The following is a 15087-nucleotide window of genomic DNA, read 5'->3' on the forward strand; positions in this document are numbered from 1 at the left end:
TCTGATAACATGCCGCCATCTGATTTTAATCTGCTTTTAGACGCGAATTTGCTGTAACGGTAACTATGACGACCTTTTACACCGCATTGCTCTACTTAATTCAGCCACTGATTTGGCTGCGCCTGTGGCTGCGCGGTCGTAAAGCGCCTGCCTATCGCAAACGCTGGGCAGAACGCTATGGCTATTGTGTCGGCAAAGTTAAGCCCGACGGCATTGTGCTGCACTCGGTCTCTGTGGGTGAAACCCTGGCTGCGATCCCGCTGGTGCGCGCTCTGCGTCATCGTTACCCGACCCTGCCGATTACCGTCACCACCATGACGCCTACCGGCTCTGAACGCGCGCAATCTGCATTTGGCAAAGATGTGCATCACGTCTATCTGCCTTATGATCTGCCGGGTTCGATTAATCGTTTTCTGGATACGGTCAACCCACGCCTGGTGATCATCATGGAAACCGAGCTGTGGCCGAATATTATCCGCATTCTGCACCAGCGTAATATTCCGCTGGTGATCGCCAATGCCCGCCTCTCGGCCCGATCGGCCAAAGGCTACCGCAAGCTGGGTAAATTCATGCGCCGACTGTTGCAGAGCATCACGCTTATCGCGGCGCAGAATGCGGAAGATGGCGACCGCTTCCTGAGCCTGGGCCTGAAACGTTCTCAACTAACGATTACCGGCAGCCTGAAGTTTGATATTTCCGTGACGCCAGAACTGGCCGCCAGAGCGGTGACGCTGCGTCGTCAGTGGGCGCCGCGCCGTCCGGTGTGGATCGCCACCAGCACGCACGAAGGTGAAGAGGCCATTGTGCTGGATGCCCATCGCCGCCTGCTGCAGACCTTCCCGGATCTGCTGCTGATTCTGGTGCCCCGCCATCCCGAGCGTTTTAACGATGCCCGTGAACTCACGCAGGAACGCGGCTTCAGTTTTATCCTGCGCAGCAGCGGCGAGATCCCGTCTGGCTCAACGCAGGTGGTCATCGGAGATTCAATGGGCGAACTGATGCTGCTATACGGTATTGCCGATCTGGCCTTTGTCGGCGGCAGCCTGGTTGAACGGGGTGGACACAACCCGCTGGAGCCTGCTGCCCATGCGCTTCCGGTTCTGATGGGACCCCATATCTGGAACTTCAAAGATATCTGCAGCAAGTTGCAGGAAGGCCAGGGGCTGATCACCGTCACCGACGTGATTTCGCTGGAAAAAGAGGTCACCAACCTGTTACAGGATGATGATTACCGCCGTTATTACGGACGTCATGCGGTAGACGTGCTGCACCAGAATCAGGGTGCGCTACAGCGTCTGCTACAGTTACTCGAACCGCATCTGCCACCACGGGCCCACTAATGTCAGCACGCCAACGTCTTTCCGTGGTGATGATCGCCAAAAACGAAGCGGAACTGCTGCCTGACTGCCTGGCCTCGGTCAGCTGGGCCGATGAAATTATCGTGCTGGACTCAGGCAGCCATGACAACAGTGTCGAGATCGCCACGCAGGCTGGGGCGAAGGTCTACCTCAATGATGACTGGCAGGGCTATGGTATCCAGCGCCAGCGCGCGCAGCACTATGCCACCGGCGACATGATTCTGATGATCGATGCGGATGAACGCGTGACACCTGAACTGCGCGCCGCGATTGAGCAGGTGCTGGTCGCGCCACCCAGCCGTACGGTTTATAGCCTGGGCCGCAGTAATCTGTTTCTCGGCCGCTTTATGCGCCATAGCGGCTGGTATCCTGACCGCGTCATGCGACTCTACCCACGCACCTTCCGCTACAATGACAATCTGGTGCATGAATCACTGCAAAGTGACGGCGCGCCGGTGGTGGCATTACCCGGCGATCTGCAGCATCTGACCTGCCGCGATTTAATCGCCTTTCAGCGCAAGCAGCTGGCTTATGCCGAAGCCTGGGCTACGGAACGCCATCGGCGCGGTAAGCGTTGCAGCCTGTTTTCTCTGTTCAGCCATACGCTGGGCGCGTTTATGAAAACCCTGCTGCTGCGTGCCGGTTTTCTCGACGGAAAACAGGGCTGGATTCTGGCGGTGGTCAATGCGCAATATACCTTCAATAAATATTCAGCCCTCTGGGCGCTGAATCATGCTTCGGCAAAAGGGCGAGTATGATCACGAAAGCCATCTATCCCGGAACGTTTGATCCTGTGACGCTCGGCCATCTCGACATCGTGACGCGGGCAGCGCAGATGTTTGATCAGGTCATTCTGGCCGTTGCCGCCAGCCCCAGTAAAAAACCGATGTTTAGTCTGGATGAGCGCGTGGCGCTGGCTGGTGAAGTGATAGCCCATCTGCCCAACGTTGAGGTGGTCGGATTCAGCGACCTGATGGCGAATTTTGCCCGTGACCAGCAGGCGAATGTGCTGGTTCGTGGCTTGCGTGCGGTGTCAGACTTTGAATATGAAATGCAGCTGGCCCAGATGAATCGTCATCTGCTGCCAACGCTGGAGAGTGTTTTCCTGATGCCGTCTGAAGGCTTCTCGTTTATCTCATCTTCGCTGGTCAAAGAGGTGGCGCGTCACGGCGGCGATGTGACCGCCTTCCTGCCCGCGCCGGTGCATCAGGCATTGCTGGCTAAACTGGCTTAATGCTGGCAGTTCGGGCACCAGTAGGTGCTGCGCTGCCCGTGTCTGCCGCTGACAATCGGCGTACCGCATGCCCGGCAGGGTTCGCCTGCCCGCCCATAAACCTGTAACTGCTGTGCAAAATAGCCGGGTTTACCGTCGCTCTGTAAGAAGTCACGCAGTGTGGTTCCGCCCTGCTCAATGGAGCGTAACAGCACCGCTTTGATGGTATTGACCAGCAGTTCCGCTTCGGCCTGCGACAGACTGCCGGCAGCACGATCGGGAATGATCCCGGCGGTAAACAGTGACTCGCTGGCGTAAATGTTGCCCACGCCCACCACCACTTTGTTATCCATCAGCCACTGCTTGATGAGCGTCCGCTTGCCGCGTGACTTCTCAAACAGGTAAGCGCCGTCAAACTCCTCGCTAAGCGGCTCCGGCCCGAGATGTGCCAGCACGCTGCTGCCCGCCAGATCGCTGCTCCAGAGCCATGCACCAAAGCGGCGCGGGTCGGTGTAGCGCAGCACTTTGCCGTTGCTCATGACCAGATCAACATGGTCATGCTTCGCCGCTGGCAGCTCTTCTGATAGCACGCGCAGGCTACCGGACATGCCAAGGTGGATAATGATCCAGCCATGCGGCAGCTCCAGCAGCAGATATTTCGCCCGACGCTGCACACTGAGCACCGGCTGATCGCTTAGCGCCAGGATCTCCTGCGAAACAGGCCAGCGCAAACGTGAATTACGCACCACGGCGTGAAGGATGGTTTCACCGACCAAATGCGGTTCGATACCGCGACGGCTGGTTTCAACCTCTGGCAACTCTGGCATACCTTCTCCTCAGCGTTTTACACAAACAAAAAACCCGGCCGGAGCCGGGTTTTTAGCAGAACGCTAAAATTACTTAATTTTAGCTTCTTTGTAGAGCACATGCTGACGTACAACCGGATCGAACTTTTTCAGTTCCAGCTTCTCTGGTTTAGTACGTTTGTTCTTCGTGGTGGTATAGAAGTGACCTGTACCAGCAGAGGAAACCAGCTTGATCTTCTCACGAATACCTTTAGCCATGATTCAGTTCCTTAGTACCTTAGTACTTCTCACCACGGGCACGCATATCGGCTAACACCGTATCAATGCCCTTTTTATCAATAATACGCATACCTTTAACAGATACACGCAGAGTAACGAAGCGCTTCTCGCTCTCAACCCAAAAACGGTGTGAGTGCAGGTTCGGAAGGAAACGGCGTTTCGTCGCGTTCATTGCGTGGGAACGGTTGTTACCCGTCACCGGACGCTTTCCAGTTACCTGGCAGACTCGTGACATGTCAATATCTCCAAAAATCAAATCAGCTCGAGCTTTAAAAATTAGGTTTGGGCCGCCTCGTCAGGCTTGCAGCCCGCCAGGCGAATTCCATGGAACCCGCTAAGCTGGCCTAACCGCCAAACCCGAGATTCTCAAAGGTGGCGTAGTATACGCCGCTCAGCCCAAGTGCTCAAGTCCCGAACAGATAAAGATCCCGAATGATCGGGCAAAAAGCCGCCACCTGGCGTGAAATTCCCCCCTGTCAGAGCCATCCCCGCTCGGCAAAGGAGACATATTCGCCATGCCCAATCACCAGATGATCGAGCAGACGGATGTCGAGTAGCTGGCAGGCTTCGCTGACTTTATGGGTCACTTCACGGTCTGCACGGCTCGGCTCCGCCATGCCCGACGGGTGATTATGCGCCAGTATCAGAGCGGCAGCATTGAGCTTCAGCGCTTCCCGGACAATCTCGCGGGGGTGAACTTCCACGCTGTTAATGGAACCAGAGAACATATTTTGTGCCCGCAGCACCCGATGCTGATTATCCAGAAACAGTGCCATAAAGATCTCACGCTCCTGATGGGCTAACAGACTTTGCAGATACTGGCGCGTGATTTGTGGATTTTCCATTGCGCTTTCGCGGGCCAGCTTACTGGCGAAAAAACGCTTCGCCAGTTCGGCAATCGCATGAAGTTGTGCCAGCTTGGCATCGCCGACCCCTTTGATTTCACCGAATGCCGCTTTGTCTGACGTCATGAGCTGATAAAGCGAGCCAAAACCGTCCAGCATCTGACCGGCCAGCTCCAGGACGTTCTGCCCAGGCGATCCGGTACGGAGAAAAATGGCCAATAGCTCGGTATCGCTGAGGGCATGCGCACCCAGCTTCCGGAGTTTTTCCCGTGGTCCCTTTATTTTCATGTCCGCTCTCCCTGAGATGAGCCTCAGCATGGCCCATCATGAAGAGTGCAGCTATCAGTGAAGCTGCAATCTACGAGACGGCTCGCAAACGCAGTCAGTGAAAAGGCGCATCCACGCTTTTGTGATAAAGTCCGTGCATTCGCCGCCGCGAGCGGCAGAGAGCTTAGTGAGGCCAACATCATGATGGGATTAGCCGGCAAAAAAATTCTTCTTGGCGTGAGCGGCGGTATTGCTGCTTATAAAGCACCTGAGCTGGTGCGCCGCCTGCGCGATCGCGGTGCTGATGTCCGCGTGATGATGACAGAGGGTGCGAAAGCATTTATTACTCCGCTCAGCCTGCAGGCTGTCTCCGGCTATCCGGTATTTGACGATCTGCTTGATCCGGCAGCGGAGGCGGCGATGGGTCATATTGAACTGGCAAAATGGGCCGACCTTATTGTGCTGGCACCGGCCACTGCTGACCTGATTGCCCGTATTACTGCCGGTATGGCAAACGATCTGGTGACGACCGCCGTGTTAGCGACGGCCTCACCCGTGGCAGTGGTGCCCGCTATGAATCAGCAGATGTATCGTGCGGCGGTGACCCAGCATAACCTGCAGAGCCTGCAGGCGCGTGGCGTGCTGATTTGGGGACCGGACAGCGGCAGCCAGGCCTGCGGCGATGTCGGGCCGGGCCGGATGCTCGACCCGCTGGTGATTGTTGACCATGCGGTGCAGTGGGCTACGCCCGTCAACGATCTGCAACATCTCAACATTATGATTACCGCCGGTCCTACCCGTGAGGCGCTGGACCCGGTGCGCTACATCACTAACCACAGCTCCGGCAAAATGGGCTTTGCTATTGCCGCCGCCGCCGCCAGACGCGGTGCACAGGTCACGCTGGTCAGCGGCCCGGTCAACCTGTCTGCGCCAGCGGGTGTGCGGCGAATTGATGTGACCAGCGCGCTGGAGATGCAGGCCGCCGTCATGAGTGAGATAGATAAACAACATATTTTCATTGCAAGCGCAGCCGTGGCAGACTACCGGGCAGCCGATATTGCGGCCGATAAAATCAAGAAACAGGGCGGCGATGATAACGTCACGCTGAACCTGGTAAAGAATCCCGATATTGTTGCCGGCGTCGCTGCACTTCAGGAAAACCGGCCGTTCGTCGTTGGATTTGCTGCTGAAACACAGAATGTGGAAGAATACGCCCGGCAAAAACGGGTGCGCAAGAATCTGGATCTGATCTGCGCTAACGACGTCGCTAAAGCCGGACAGGGGTTTAATAGCGACACCAATGCTCTTCACCTTTTTTGGCAGGATGGAGAAAAACGCTTACCGCTCAGCGATAAGTCACTCCTTGGCCAACAATTAATAGACGAGATTGTCAGCCGTTATGATGAAAAAAATAGACGTTAAAATCCTGGATCCGCGCGTCGGCAAAGAGTTTCCACTGCCGACCTACGCGACTTCAGGTTCCGCTGGGTTAGATTTACGCGCCTGCATTGATGATGTTCTCGACATCGCACCAGGCACCACAACGCTGGTTCCGACCGGCCTGGCGATTCATATTGCCGACCCCGATCTGGCCGCTGTGATCCTGCCGCGCTCAGGCCTTGGCCATAAACATGGCATCGTGCTGGGCAACCTGGTGGGTCTGATTGACTCCGACTATCAGGGACAGCTGATGGTCTCGGTCTGGAATCGCGGCCAGGAAAGCTTCTCGCTGCAACCCGGCGATCGCATGGCACAACTGGTCTTTGTACCGGTGGTGCAGGCGGAATTTAACCTGGTCGAAGATTTCGACGCCAGCCTGCGCGGCGAAGGCGGCTTCGGCCACTCCGGTCGCCAGTAACCCGCATTACCGACTTTCACTTACGCCCGTTATTTTTTCCTCATCGCCACAGGACGCGTTCCTGTGGCAGATGCGTAGGTGTTGCCTGTTTTTAGGTGAATTTCAGGGGTCTTTAAGGTCATGGCAGAAAAAAAAGTCGCGAAGCGGAATCGTCGCGAAGAGATTTTGCAGGCGCTGGCGCAGATGCTGGAGTCGGGTGATGGCAGTCAGCGCATTACCACAGCCAAACTGGCAGCCACGGTGGGCGTTTCCGAAGCGGCGCTGTATCGTCACTTCCCGAGTAAGACACGAATGTTCGATAGCTTGATTGAGTTTATCGAAGACAGTCTGATTACCCGCATCAATCTGATCCTCAAGGATGAAAAAGAGACCATGACGCGTCTGCGTCTGATCGTGCAACTGATTCTGGGATTTGGTGAGCGTAATCCGGGACTGACGCGCATTCTGACCGGCCATGCATTGATGTTTGAGCAGGACCGACTGCAGGGACGCATCAATCAGCTGTTTGAGCGGATTGAAGTGCAGCTGCGACAGGTGATGCGGGAACGGAAAATGCGCGAGGGCGAAGCCTTTCAGGCTGATGAGGCGCTGCTGGCAAGTCAGTTGCTGGCTTTCTGTGAGGGTTTACTGTCACGGTATGTTCGTTCTGAGTTTCGTTTCAGTCCTACCGCAGACTTTGAGGCTCGCTGGCCGCTGATTGCCGCCCAGCTGGCGTAAAGCGTAAAAGAAGGCGGGCATTGCGCCCGCCTCTGTTAAATCCCGTACGCTTTCTGATAGGCACGTACCTGGGCCAGATGATCGGCCATCTCAGGCTTCTCTTCCAGCCAGGCAATCAGGTCTGCCAGCGTTATAATCGCGGTCACTTTGCAGCCGTAATCACGTTCCACTTCCTGAATCGCCGACATTTCTCCGCGCCCACGCTCCTGACGATCAAGCGAGACCAGCACGCCTGCCAGAGTAGCGTTGTGCGTGCCGATAATATCCATCGACTCACGAATTGCGGTGCCTGCGGTGATCACATCGTCCACCAGCATCACTTTGCCCTGCAGCGGACTGCCAACCAGCAGGCCACCTTCGCCGTGATCTTTCGCTTCTTTACGGTTAAAGCAGTAAGGCACATCGCGGTCATGATGATCCGCCAGCGCCACCGCCGTGGTGGTGGCAATCGGAATGCCTTTATAGGCCGGGCCGAACAGCAGATCAAAATCAACAGCGCCATCCACCAGCGCCTGCGCGTAGAAGCGTCCCAGCAGCGCTAAATCCCGTCCGCTGTTAAACAGACCAGCATTAAAGAAATAGGGGCTTTTACGCCCGGACTTCAAAGTGAACTCACCGAACTTCAGCACCTGCTTGTTCAGGGCAAATTCAATAAACTGACGCTGCCAGGCTTTCATTTCTCACTCCTCAAATAAAGAAAAGGCGACTCTGAGGTCGCCTGTTACATCAATTTTCCAGCGCTGCTTTCTGCGCCTGAATTAATTCCTCAATTCCGCCCCGAGCCAGCGCCAGTAGCGTCAGCAACTCTTCATGGCTGAACGGTTCGCCTTCGGCAGTGCCCTGCACCTCGATCATGCGGCCATCTTCCAGCATCACGACGTTCATATCGGTTTCTGCGGCTGAGTCTTCAACATACTCCAGATCGCACAGCGCTTCGCCTTTGACGATGCCCACTGAAATCGCCGCGACCATGCCCTTCATCGGGTTCGCTTTCAGTTTGCCGCTGGCCACCAGCTTGTTCAGCGCATCAGCCAGCGCCACACAGGCTCCGGTGATTGATGCGGTGCGAGTGCCGCCATCGGCCTGGATCACGTCACAGTCGAGCGTAATAGTAAATTCACCCAGCGCTTTAAGATCAACCGCGGCGCGCAGTGAACGGGCGATCAGACGCTGAATCTCCAGCGTACGGCCGCCCTGCTTGCCTTTTGCGGCTTCACGCGCCATACGGCTGTGCGTCGAACGCGGCAGCATGCCATATTCGGCCGTTACCCAACCCTGGCCCTGGCCTTTGAGGAAACGCGGAACCCCTTCGTCTACCGAGGCAGTGCAAAGCACTTTCGTTTCGCCGAATTCCACCAGAACGGAACCCTCTGCGTGTTTGGTGTAATTGCGGGTCAATGTGACTGGACGCACCTGTTGTGCGCTACGGCCTGCTGGACGCATGGGTATTCTCCGGCTTGCTAATGATTGGCTGCGCATTATACGGACTTCCTTGCCCGCTGTCTCTTGCGCTGGTCTGACGCAGGCATCAGATGAAATTCCCCGCCAGCTGTGGCTAAATGCGCGTTCCTTTCTCTCTGATAAAAAAGACATATGGCCGCCATTCTTCATTTCCTGCTGGCGCTGGTGGTGATTTTTGCCCTTGCGCTGCTGGTCAGTCATGACCGTAAACAGATTCGTCTGCGCTTTATTGTTCAACTGATTGTGGTGGAAGCCGCGCTGGGTTGGTTCTTCCTTCACTCTGCCGGGGGTCTGGCGCTGGTCGGTTCGTTCGCCGGTTTCTTTGAAACGCTGCTGGGTTTTGCCGCACAAGGCACGGAGTTCGTGTTTGGCGGAATGAGCAAACAGGGGCTGGCATTTATCTTCCTTGGCGTGCTCTGCCCGATTGTCTTTATTTCGGCACTGATCGGCATATTGCAGCACTGGCGCATCCTGCCGCTGCTGATCCGTATTTTCGGGACGCTGCTGTCGAAGATTAACGGCATGGGCAAGCTGGAGTCGTTCAACGCCGTCAGCACGCTGATTCTTGGGCAGTCGGAAAACTTCATCGCTTATAAAGGGATTCTGGGTGATATCCCGCCGCGCCGGCTCTACACCATGGCAGCGACCGCGATGTCTACCGTTTCGCTGTCGATTGTCGGTGCTTATATGTCGATGATCGAACCGAAATATGTGGTTGCGGCACTGCTGCTTAACATGTTCAGCACCTTTATTATCCTGTCGATCATCAACCCGATGAAAAGCCAGGATGAGCAGCCTATCGCGCTGGATAAACTGCATGAAGAGCAGAGCTTCTTTGAGATGCTGGGTGAGTACATCCTGGCAGGCTTCAAAGTCGCGATGATTATTCTGGCCATGCTGATTGGCTTTATTGCCCTGATTGCTGCCGTCAACGCGCTGTTTGCGGCGGTGTTCGGCTACAGCTTCCAGCAACTGCTCGGCTACCTGTTCTATCCTCTGGCCTGGCTGATTGGCATTCCCAAAGCCGATGCCCTGCAGGCGGCCAGCATCATGGCAACCAAACTGGTGGCGAATGAGTTTGTGGCGATGATTGAACTGCAGAAAGTCGCGGCAGGCATGAGTGCGCGTGGACTGGGTATTCTGTCGGTGTTCCTGGTCTCGTTCGCTAACTTTGCCTCTATCGGCATTGTGGCGGGCGCAATAAAAGGCCTGAATGAGAAACAGGGAAATGTGGTTTCCCGTTTTGGCTGGAAGCTGGTCTATGGCTCCACGCTGGTCAGTCTGCTCTCCGCAGCCTTTGCCGGTCTGTTTATCTGATTATTCAACGGGCGGCAATTCTGCCGCCCGCTTTCGCCTTAGAATCCGACGCAGACGGGTGCATCCACCCGCATAACCGACTCCTGACCAAACCGTTTTTTATAGAGGCTGCGTAACGCCTCAATATCAACGTTGGTGGCGGGGTCGATCCCGTGGATCAGCATCAACGCCTTACTGTTCTCCCGTGCCAGCTGACCGTTCTCGCCCAGCCATTGCCCTTTGGCATCATAGACCGACAGGCCCGCTTTAAACCGTGGCGTGACCTCATTATCCACGAAGTTCATCCAGTCGAGTGAACTCACCCTGCCGCCATCAGGCTTGCTCAGTCCAAACCACAACGTGGTCTGCATCATCATGTCGCCACCCGCACAGATAGGTTGCGGTTTAGTGGGCGGCGAGTGGCGTGCCTGGCAACCTGCCAGCAGCAGAGCCATCACAACAGGAAGGGCAATAACGCGAGACATAGATCAGTCATCCTCACAAAGGGTCAATGGTCATCATAAGTGGCTGTCGCTGAAAGCGGAAATGGTTCGTTATTTTCCTGTGCGACGCTTATGCCTGTTATGCCGTGGCTCGCCTCGCTATACTTCACCCATCTTTCCGCAAATGAGTACCGCTTATGATCCGCAGTATGACCGCTTATGCCCGCAGCGAAGCCAAAGGCGAATGGGGCAGCGCCGCCTGGGAGCTGCGTTCCGTGAACCAGCGTTATCTGGAAACCTACATCCGCCTGCCGGAACAGTTTCGTGGGCTGGAGCCGGTTATCCGCGAGCGCATTCGCCAGCGTCTGACGCGCGGTAAAATTGAGTGCAACCTCCGTTATGATGCCGATCCCAGCGCGCAGGGCGAACTGATGCTCAACGAAACGCTGGCGAAACAGCTGGTGCAGGCTGCCAACTGGGTAAAAATGCAGAGCGACGAAGGCGCGATTAATCCGCTGGATATTCTGCGCTGGCCGGGTGTGATGTCTGCGCAGGAACAGGATCTGGATGCCATCAACACCCAGTTGTTGCAGGCACTGGATGGTGCGCTTGATGACTTTATTGCGGCACGTGAAAGCGAAGGTACCGCCCTGAAAGCGATGATTGAGCAGCGTCTGGAAGGCGTCTCGCAGGAAGTCAGCAAAGTGCGCGCGCAGATGCCTGAGGTGATCAAATGGCAGCGTGAGCGGCTGGTCGCCAAACTGGAAGATGCTGAAGTCCAGCTGGAAAACAATCGCCTTGAGCAAGAACTGGTGATGATGGCGCAGCGTGTTGACGTTTCTGAAGAGCTGGATCGTCTGGATGCGCACGTTAAAGAGACTTACAACATCCTGAAAAAGAAAGAAGCAGTTGGCCGCCGTCTCGATTTTATGATGCAGGAGTTCAATCGTGAGTCGAACACGCTGGCTTCGAAGTCGATCAACGCCGAAATCACTACGTCAGCTATTGAACTGAAGGTGCTGATTGAGCAGATGCGCGAGCAGATTCAGAATATCGAGTAATTTCCACTCAACAAAGCGCTCGCAGTAGCGCTTTGTTCCCCTGTCAGGCGCTGTCAGCACTTAAAGAGTTAGCTCCTTCCGCGAATTGATCGCTTTTTCAGCGCGGCCAGCATCAGAATCAGGTAAAGATAAATAAATAATCATTTCCAGACTGTTCCTGAAACGGCCTCGCTTACAATTAAAGCTGCTTTCAGGCTTAGATTAAGCAGTTGAAAAATAATGATTTTATATGATTAATGTACTTTTATAGCCGGTATTAACTCCTCTCCATGAAACAGGTCAATCCTGTAGATGCCGGAGTTTCCCTTTCTTTGAAGGCACTTTTTGATAAAATGTTGGTCGAAATCAGTACAGCTGTACCGCCTTAAGACTCATGGAAGTGCTCTTTGTGCGATGCATCCCTCTATCCCATGAAGGTTGTTAATGAAAAACACCGGAAAATTTAGCAGTTCGCTGCTGCATCCGCGTTATTGGTTTACCTGGTTTGGCCTTGGCGTACTCTGGCTGCTGGTCCAGCTCCCCTATCCTGTTCTTATGCGTCTCGGTGCCGGTGCCGGCAAAATCTCTCGCCATTTCCTGCAGCGCCGCGAGCGTATTACCCGTCGTAACATCGAACTCTGCTTTCCGGGCATCAGCGAAGAAAAAACAGAACATATGATTGCCGGCAATTTTGCGTCGCTCGGGATGGCGCTGGCTGAAACCGGTGTTGCCTGGTTCTGGTCTGACCGTGCGGTAAGACGTCTGTTTAAAGTGTCGGGAATGGAAAACCTGCATGCCGCGCAGAAAGAAAAGCGAGGCGTGATGCTGATTGGTGTGCATTTCATGTCACTGGAGCTGGGCGGCCGCATCAGCGGACTCTGTCAGCCAATGATGGCGATGTATCGCCCACACAATAACCAGGCGATGGAGTATGTGCAGACCAAAGGGCGGATGCGCTCAAATAAAGCGATGATCGACCGTCGTGATCTACGCGGTATGGTTAATGCCCTGAAACAGGGTGAATCGGTCTGGTTTGCGCCTGACCAGGATTACGGCCCTAAAGGCAGCACCTTTGCGCCGCTGTTTGCGGTGGAAAAAGCCGCCACGACTAACGGGACTTTTGTTTTGTCGCGTCTGGCGAAGCCAGCGATGGTGCCGATTATGCTGATTCGTAATCCAGGAAATGATGGCTACCATTTGATCATCGAACCGATGCTGGAAAATTATCCTCATACGGACGAGGCTGCTGCTGCAGCTTATATGAACAAAGTGATCGAAAATCAGATCCTTCGCGCACCCGAACAGTACCTTTGGCTGCATCGTCGCTTCAAAACCCGGCCACCGGGTGAAAAGTCGCTCTACGTCTGAGTTAACTGATAAAGCAGGCCTCGTGCCTGCTTTGTTGTTTTAATCTGCTGAACGACATCTGCTTTACGTCCACTCTCTCATTCTCGTTTGCTATGCTCTTATACTGCCTCTGCCGTTATAGCTACCTCTACAGTTTCTGCTGTTCAGCACACCTGTCTGCGTCCGGCAGGCTGGTATCAAAGAGATAATTAAGGAATGATGAATCCTCTTACCTCGTCAATGCCGGACAATCTTATGGATATCAACGATACACAGCAGTGGCAGCGTCCGCTGATTGATGATCGCCTTACGCCCTATATTGAAGTGGATGCAGAGCGCCTGGAGCAGAACCTGCAGCATATGCAGCGCAAAGCCAGTGCGGCAGGCGTCGCGTTGCGACCCCATATCAAAACGCATAAAAGCGTCTGGATTGCGCAGCGTCAGATCGCGTCCGGTGCCCAGGGTGTTACCGTCTCTAAGCCCAGCGAAGGCATCAGCTTTATTCAGGGCGGTGTTCGTGATCTGCTATTAGCCTACCCGATTGTGCAACCGCAAAGCGTGGCTGAATTGCTGCGCCACGCCGTGCTTCATCAGGCAAAGCTCACCCTGATTGCGGACAGGCTGCAGGGCGTGGCGGCTATTGCTGATGCCTGCCAGCAGCAACCGGAATGCGACCTGGCGGTAGCGATTAAGGTGGATGTTGGATTACATCGGATAGGTGTCAATCCTGATACAGATGAAGCGGTGCTGATTGCTCAGGCGCTGCAGGACAAAGGGTTACGCTTTGCCGGATTAGTGTCACATGCTGGCCACGCTTATGGTGCCGGTAATTCCGCGGCCATTGCGGATGTCGCCCGGCAGGAAACGGCATTGATGCAGCGAGTACAGGCAAAACTGCAGGCGGCTGGTTTTACCGACTGCCCTCTCTCTGTAGGTTCAACGCCTACGGCGCTGGCAGCAGAGATTGCACCCTGCATTAATGAAATCCGGCCCGGAAACTATGCACTACTGGACCTTACCGCCTGCCGTCTCGGATTAAGTCACGTCGATCAGCTGGCAATGAGTGTCATTACCCGTGTCGTGGCGGTGAACGATCATTTCGCGATTGTAGATGCCGGGTCAAAAATGCTGAGTTCGGATAAAGGGCCACACGGCACCAATGCCAGCGGCTTTGGTGTGGCAGCCGACGAAGCGGGTCAGACTTATGAAGTGACAAAATTATCTGAGGAGCACGGTTTTCTGCTTTATCAGGATCGCCGCCCTGAAGTCGGCACGCTGCTGCGTATTTTCCCTAATCACAGTTGTGCCGTGATGGCGCAGTCGGACGGCTTTGTTCTGCGGCACGCTAACGGCCATAGCGAAGATCATGTGGTTTCTGCGCGCGGCAATTTCATCTGAGTCAGTGGCAGACAGCATCATCCGTTGTCTGCCATTTGTACGAAACCCTTTCAACACCACACTTCTGCTGTTACAACGTTTTAACAAGCCTGGCCTCATGCTTTAATGCTTTTTTAGCTTATTCACTGGAGGTTACATGCTCTCCTCTCGCACTCTGAGCCTGACGATTCCACGTCACTGGTTAGATCTTTATGAAACCATCTGGAAGCCAGAGTTTTTCCCAAAGTGGGCTTCCGGGCTGACGCACAGCGCGTTAGAACCCGATGGCAATCGCTGGCGTGCTAAAGGCCCCCAGGGCAATGTGAAGATCCGGTTCTCGCCACATAATCCGTTTGGGGTAATGGATCACTGGATTGATAGCGGCTCAGGAAAGGAGATCTACGTACCGATGCGCGTGATAGCAAACGAACAGGGCGCCGAGGTGATGGTAACGGTTTATCGCCAGCCATTTACTTCAGATGAGAAATTTAAGCAGGATATTGAATGGGTTAGCAACGATCTTGAGAAACTCAACCAGCTTCTTACACAATAAATCAATGACTTAGCGCGCCTTTTTCTCTGCATTTATCACTGGCCGTTAATGAAAAAAAATAGAAAAACTTTCGACGATAAAGCATAAAGCGCTTATCTGATTACTCATCATCCTTACGCATTTATCACCAACCCTGCTTAAGCATCGCTGCCAGGAAAAATCCTGGCAAAATCCTCTGAAAGGCAGGCGCCCCCCTCTGATTTCGGGCCTCCTTGTTTGCCGCACAA

18 protein-coding genes are annotated in these 15087 nt (G+C 54.6%); 11 read left to right on the forward strand and 7 right to left on the reverse strand.

All coding sequences use genetic code 11. The annotated features are described in order from the left end of the window. Positions 1-65: 65 nt before the first annotated feature. The 3 genes from waaA to coaD are packed head-to-tail and all read left to right on the forward strand — an operon-like array spanning position 66 to position 2592. Positions 66-1340: a lipid IV(A) 3-deoxy-D-manno-octulosonic acid transferase gene (gene waaA / locus ACVKSX_RS22615; protein ID WP_010258275.1), complete on the forward strand. Its 1275-nt coding sequence runs from the start codon at positions 66-68 to the stop codon at positions 1338-1340. Further along, entirely contained in the window at positions 1340-2116 is a 777-nt protein-coding gene (locus tag ACVKSX_RS22620) for a glycosyltransferase family 2 protein (protein ID WP_163799710.1), read from the forward strand. The genes waaA and ACVKSX_RS22620 overlap by 1 nt, the downstream gene beginning before the upstream one ends. Continuing rightward, the gene (gene coaD, locus ACVKSX_RS22625; RefSeq protein WP_010258279.1) at positions 2113-2592 is read left to right on the forward strand and encodes a pantetheine-phosphate adenylyltransferase; all 480 of its coding nucleotides are present in this window, start codon (positions 2113-2115) and stop codon (positions 2590-2592) included. Before ACVKSX_RS22620 ends, coaD begins: the two co-directional genes overlap by 4 nt. Here the strand turns inward: coaD and mutM are convergent. The 4 genes from mutM to radC form a co-directional block, all read right to left on the reverse strand. Beyond that, positions 2589-3398, reverse strand: a complete 810-nt coding sequence (gene mutM, locus ACVKSX_RS22630) for a bifunctional DNA-formamidopyrimidine glycosylase/DNA-(apurinic or apyrimidinic site) lyase (protein ID WP_031591878.1) — start codon at positions 3396-3398, stop codon at positions 2589-2591. The genes coaD and mutM overlap by 4 nt on opposite strands. Positions 3399-3467: 69 nt before the next feature. Beyond that, complete coding sequence (rpmG, locus tag ACVKSX_RS22635) at positions 3468-3635, reverse strand: 50S ribosomal protein L33 (protein WP_003024094.1); 168 nt, start codon at positions 3633-3635, stop codon at positions 3468-3470. A gap of 19 nt (positions 3636-3654) precedes the next feature. Beyond that, positions 3655-3891, reverse strand: a complete 237-nt coding sequence (gene rpmB, locus ACVKSX_RS22640; protein ID WP_006121249.1) for a 50S ribosomal protein L28 — start codon at positions 3889-3891, stop codon at positions 3655-3657. Between the two features lie 241 nt (positions 3892-4132). After that, the gene (radC, locus tag ACVKSX_RS22645; protein WP_010258361.1) at positions 4133-4789 is read right to left on the reverse strand and encodes a RadC family protein; all 657 of its coding nucleotides are present in this window, start codon (positions 4787-4789) and stop codon (positions 4133-4135) included. A 180-nt stretch (positions 4790-4969) separates the two neighbouring features. Between radC and coaBC the strand changes: the two genes are divergently transcribed. The 3 genes from coaBC to slmA all read left to right on the forward strand — a co-directional run bounded on the left by coaBC (position 4970) and on the right by slmA (position 7343). Continuing rightward, entirely contained in the window at positions 4970-6190 is a 1221-nt protein-coding gene (gene coaBC, locus ACVKSX_RS22650; protein WP_029519510.1) for a bifunctional phosphopantothenoylcysteine decarboxylase/phosphopantothenate--cysteine ligase CoaBC, read from the forward strand. Continuing rightward, on the forward strand, positions 6168-6626 hold the full coding sequence (gene dut, locus ACVKSX_RS22655) for a dUTP diphosphatase (RefSeq protein ID WP_022624903.1): 459 nt from the start codon (positions 6168-6170) through the stop codon (positions 6624-6626). The genes coaBC and dut overlap by 23 nt, the downstream gene beginning before the upstream one ends. Before the next feature lie 120 nt (positions 6627-6746). Continuing rightward, positions 6747-7343 carry a nucleoid occlusion factor SlmA gene (gene slmA / locus ACVKSX_RS22660; RefSeq protein ID WP_010258372.1) on the forward strand — a complete coding sequence of 199 codons (597 nt, stop codon included), beginning with the start codon at positions 6747-6749 and terminating at the stop codon, positions 7341-7343. A gap of 35 nt (positions 7344-7378) precedes the next feature. Here the strand turns inward: slmA and pyrE are convergent, their stop codons facing one another. Together pyrE and rph are read right to left on the reverse strand one after the other, a co-directional pair. Further along, a complete protein-coding gene (pyrE, locus tag ACVKSX_RS22665; RefSeq protein ID WP_187501561.1) occupies positions 7379-8020 on the reverse strand; it encodes an orotate phosphoribosyltransferase in 642 nt (213 codons plus the stop codon). A 49-nt stretch (positions 8021-8069) separates the two neighbouring features. Further along, positions 8070-8786 (reverse strand): ribonuclease PH, encoded by a 717-nt coding sequence (gene rph / locus ACVKSX_RS22670; protein WP_010258378.1) that lies wholly within the window; start codon positions 8784-8786, stop codon positions 8070-8072. 150 nt (positions 8787-8936) lie between these two features. Here rph and ACVKSX_RS22675 point away from each other — a divergent pair, with 150 nt between their 5' ends. Continuing rightward, on the forward strand, positions 8937-10121 hold the full coding sequence (locus ACVKSX_RS22675) for a NupC/NupG family nucleoside CNT transporter (RefSeq protein WP_010672098.1): 1185 nt from the start codon (positions 8937-8939) through the stop codon (positions 10119-10121). A gap of 38 nt (positions 10122-10159) precedes the next feature. On the opposite strand, the gene ACVKSX_RS22680 is transcribed toward ACVKSX_RS22675, so the two are convergent. Next, a complete protein-coding gene (locus ACVKSX_RS22680) occupies positions 10160-10585 on the reverse strand; it encodes a DUF3574 domain-containing protein (protein ID WP_010672099.1) in 426 nt (141 codons plus the stop codon). A gap of 155 nt (positions 10586-10740) precedes the next feature. On the opposite strand from ACVKSX_RS22680, the gene ACVKSX_RS22685 reads away from it, so the two are divergent. The 4 genes from ACVKSX_RS22685 (at position 10741) to ACVKSX_RS22700 (ending at position 14860) form a co-directional block, all read left to right on the forward strand. Continuing rightward, the gene (locus tag ACVKSX_RS22685; protein WP_010258384.1) at positions 10741-11604 is read left to right on the forward strand and encodes a YicC/YloC family endoribonuclease; all 864 of its coding nucleotides are present in this window, start codon (positions 10741-10743) and stop codon (positions 11602-11604) included. Positions 11605-12027: 423 nt separating this feature from the next. Next, positions 12028-12951 (forward strand): kdo(2)-lipid IV(A) palmitoleoyltransferase, encoded by a 924-nt coding sequence (gene lpxP / locus ACVKSX_RS22690; RefSeq protein WP_010258386.1) that lies wholly within the window; start codon positions 12028-12030, stop codon positions 12949-12951. Positions 12952-13185: 234 nt separating this feature from the next. Beyond that, positions 13186-14328: an alanine racemase gene (locus ACVKSX_RS22695; RefSeq protein ID WP_354439609.1), complete on the forward strand. Its 1143-nt coding sequence runs from the start codon at positions 13186-13188 to the stop codon at positions 14326-14328. A gap of 136 nt (positions 14329-14464) precedes the next feature. Continuing rightward, positions 14465-14860 (forward strand): hypothetical protein, encoded by a 396-nt coding sequence (locus ACVKSX_RS22700; protein ID WP_010258391.1) that lies wholly within the window; start codon positions 14465-14467, stop codon positions 14858-14860. Positions 14861-15087: the final 227 nt, after the last annotated feature.

This window comes from Pantoea sp. PvP021, assembly GCF_054056055.1.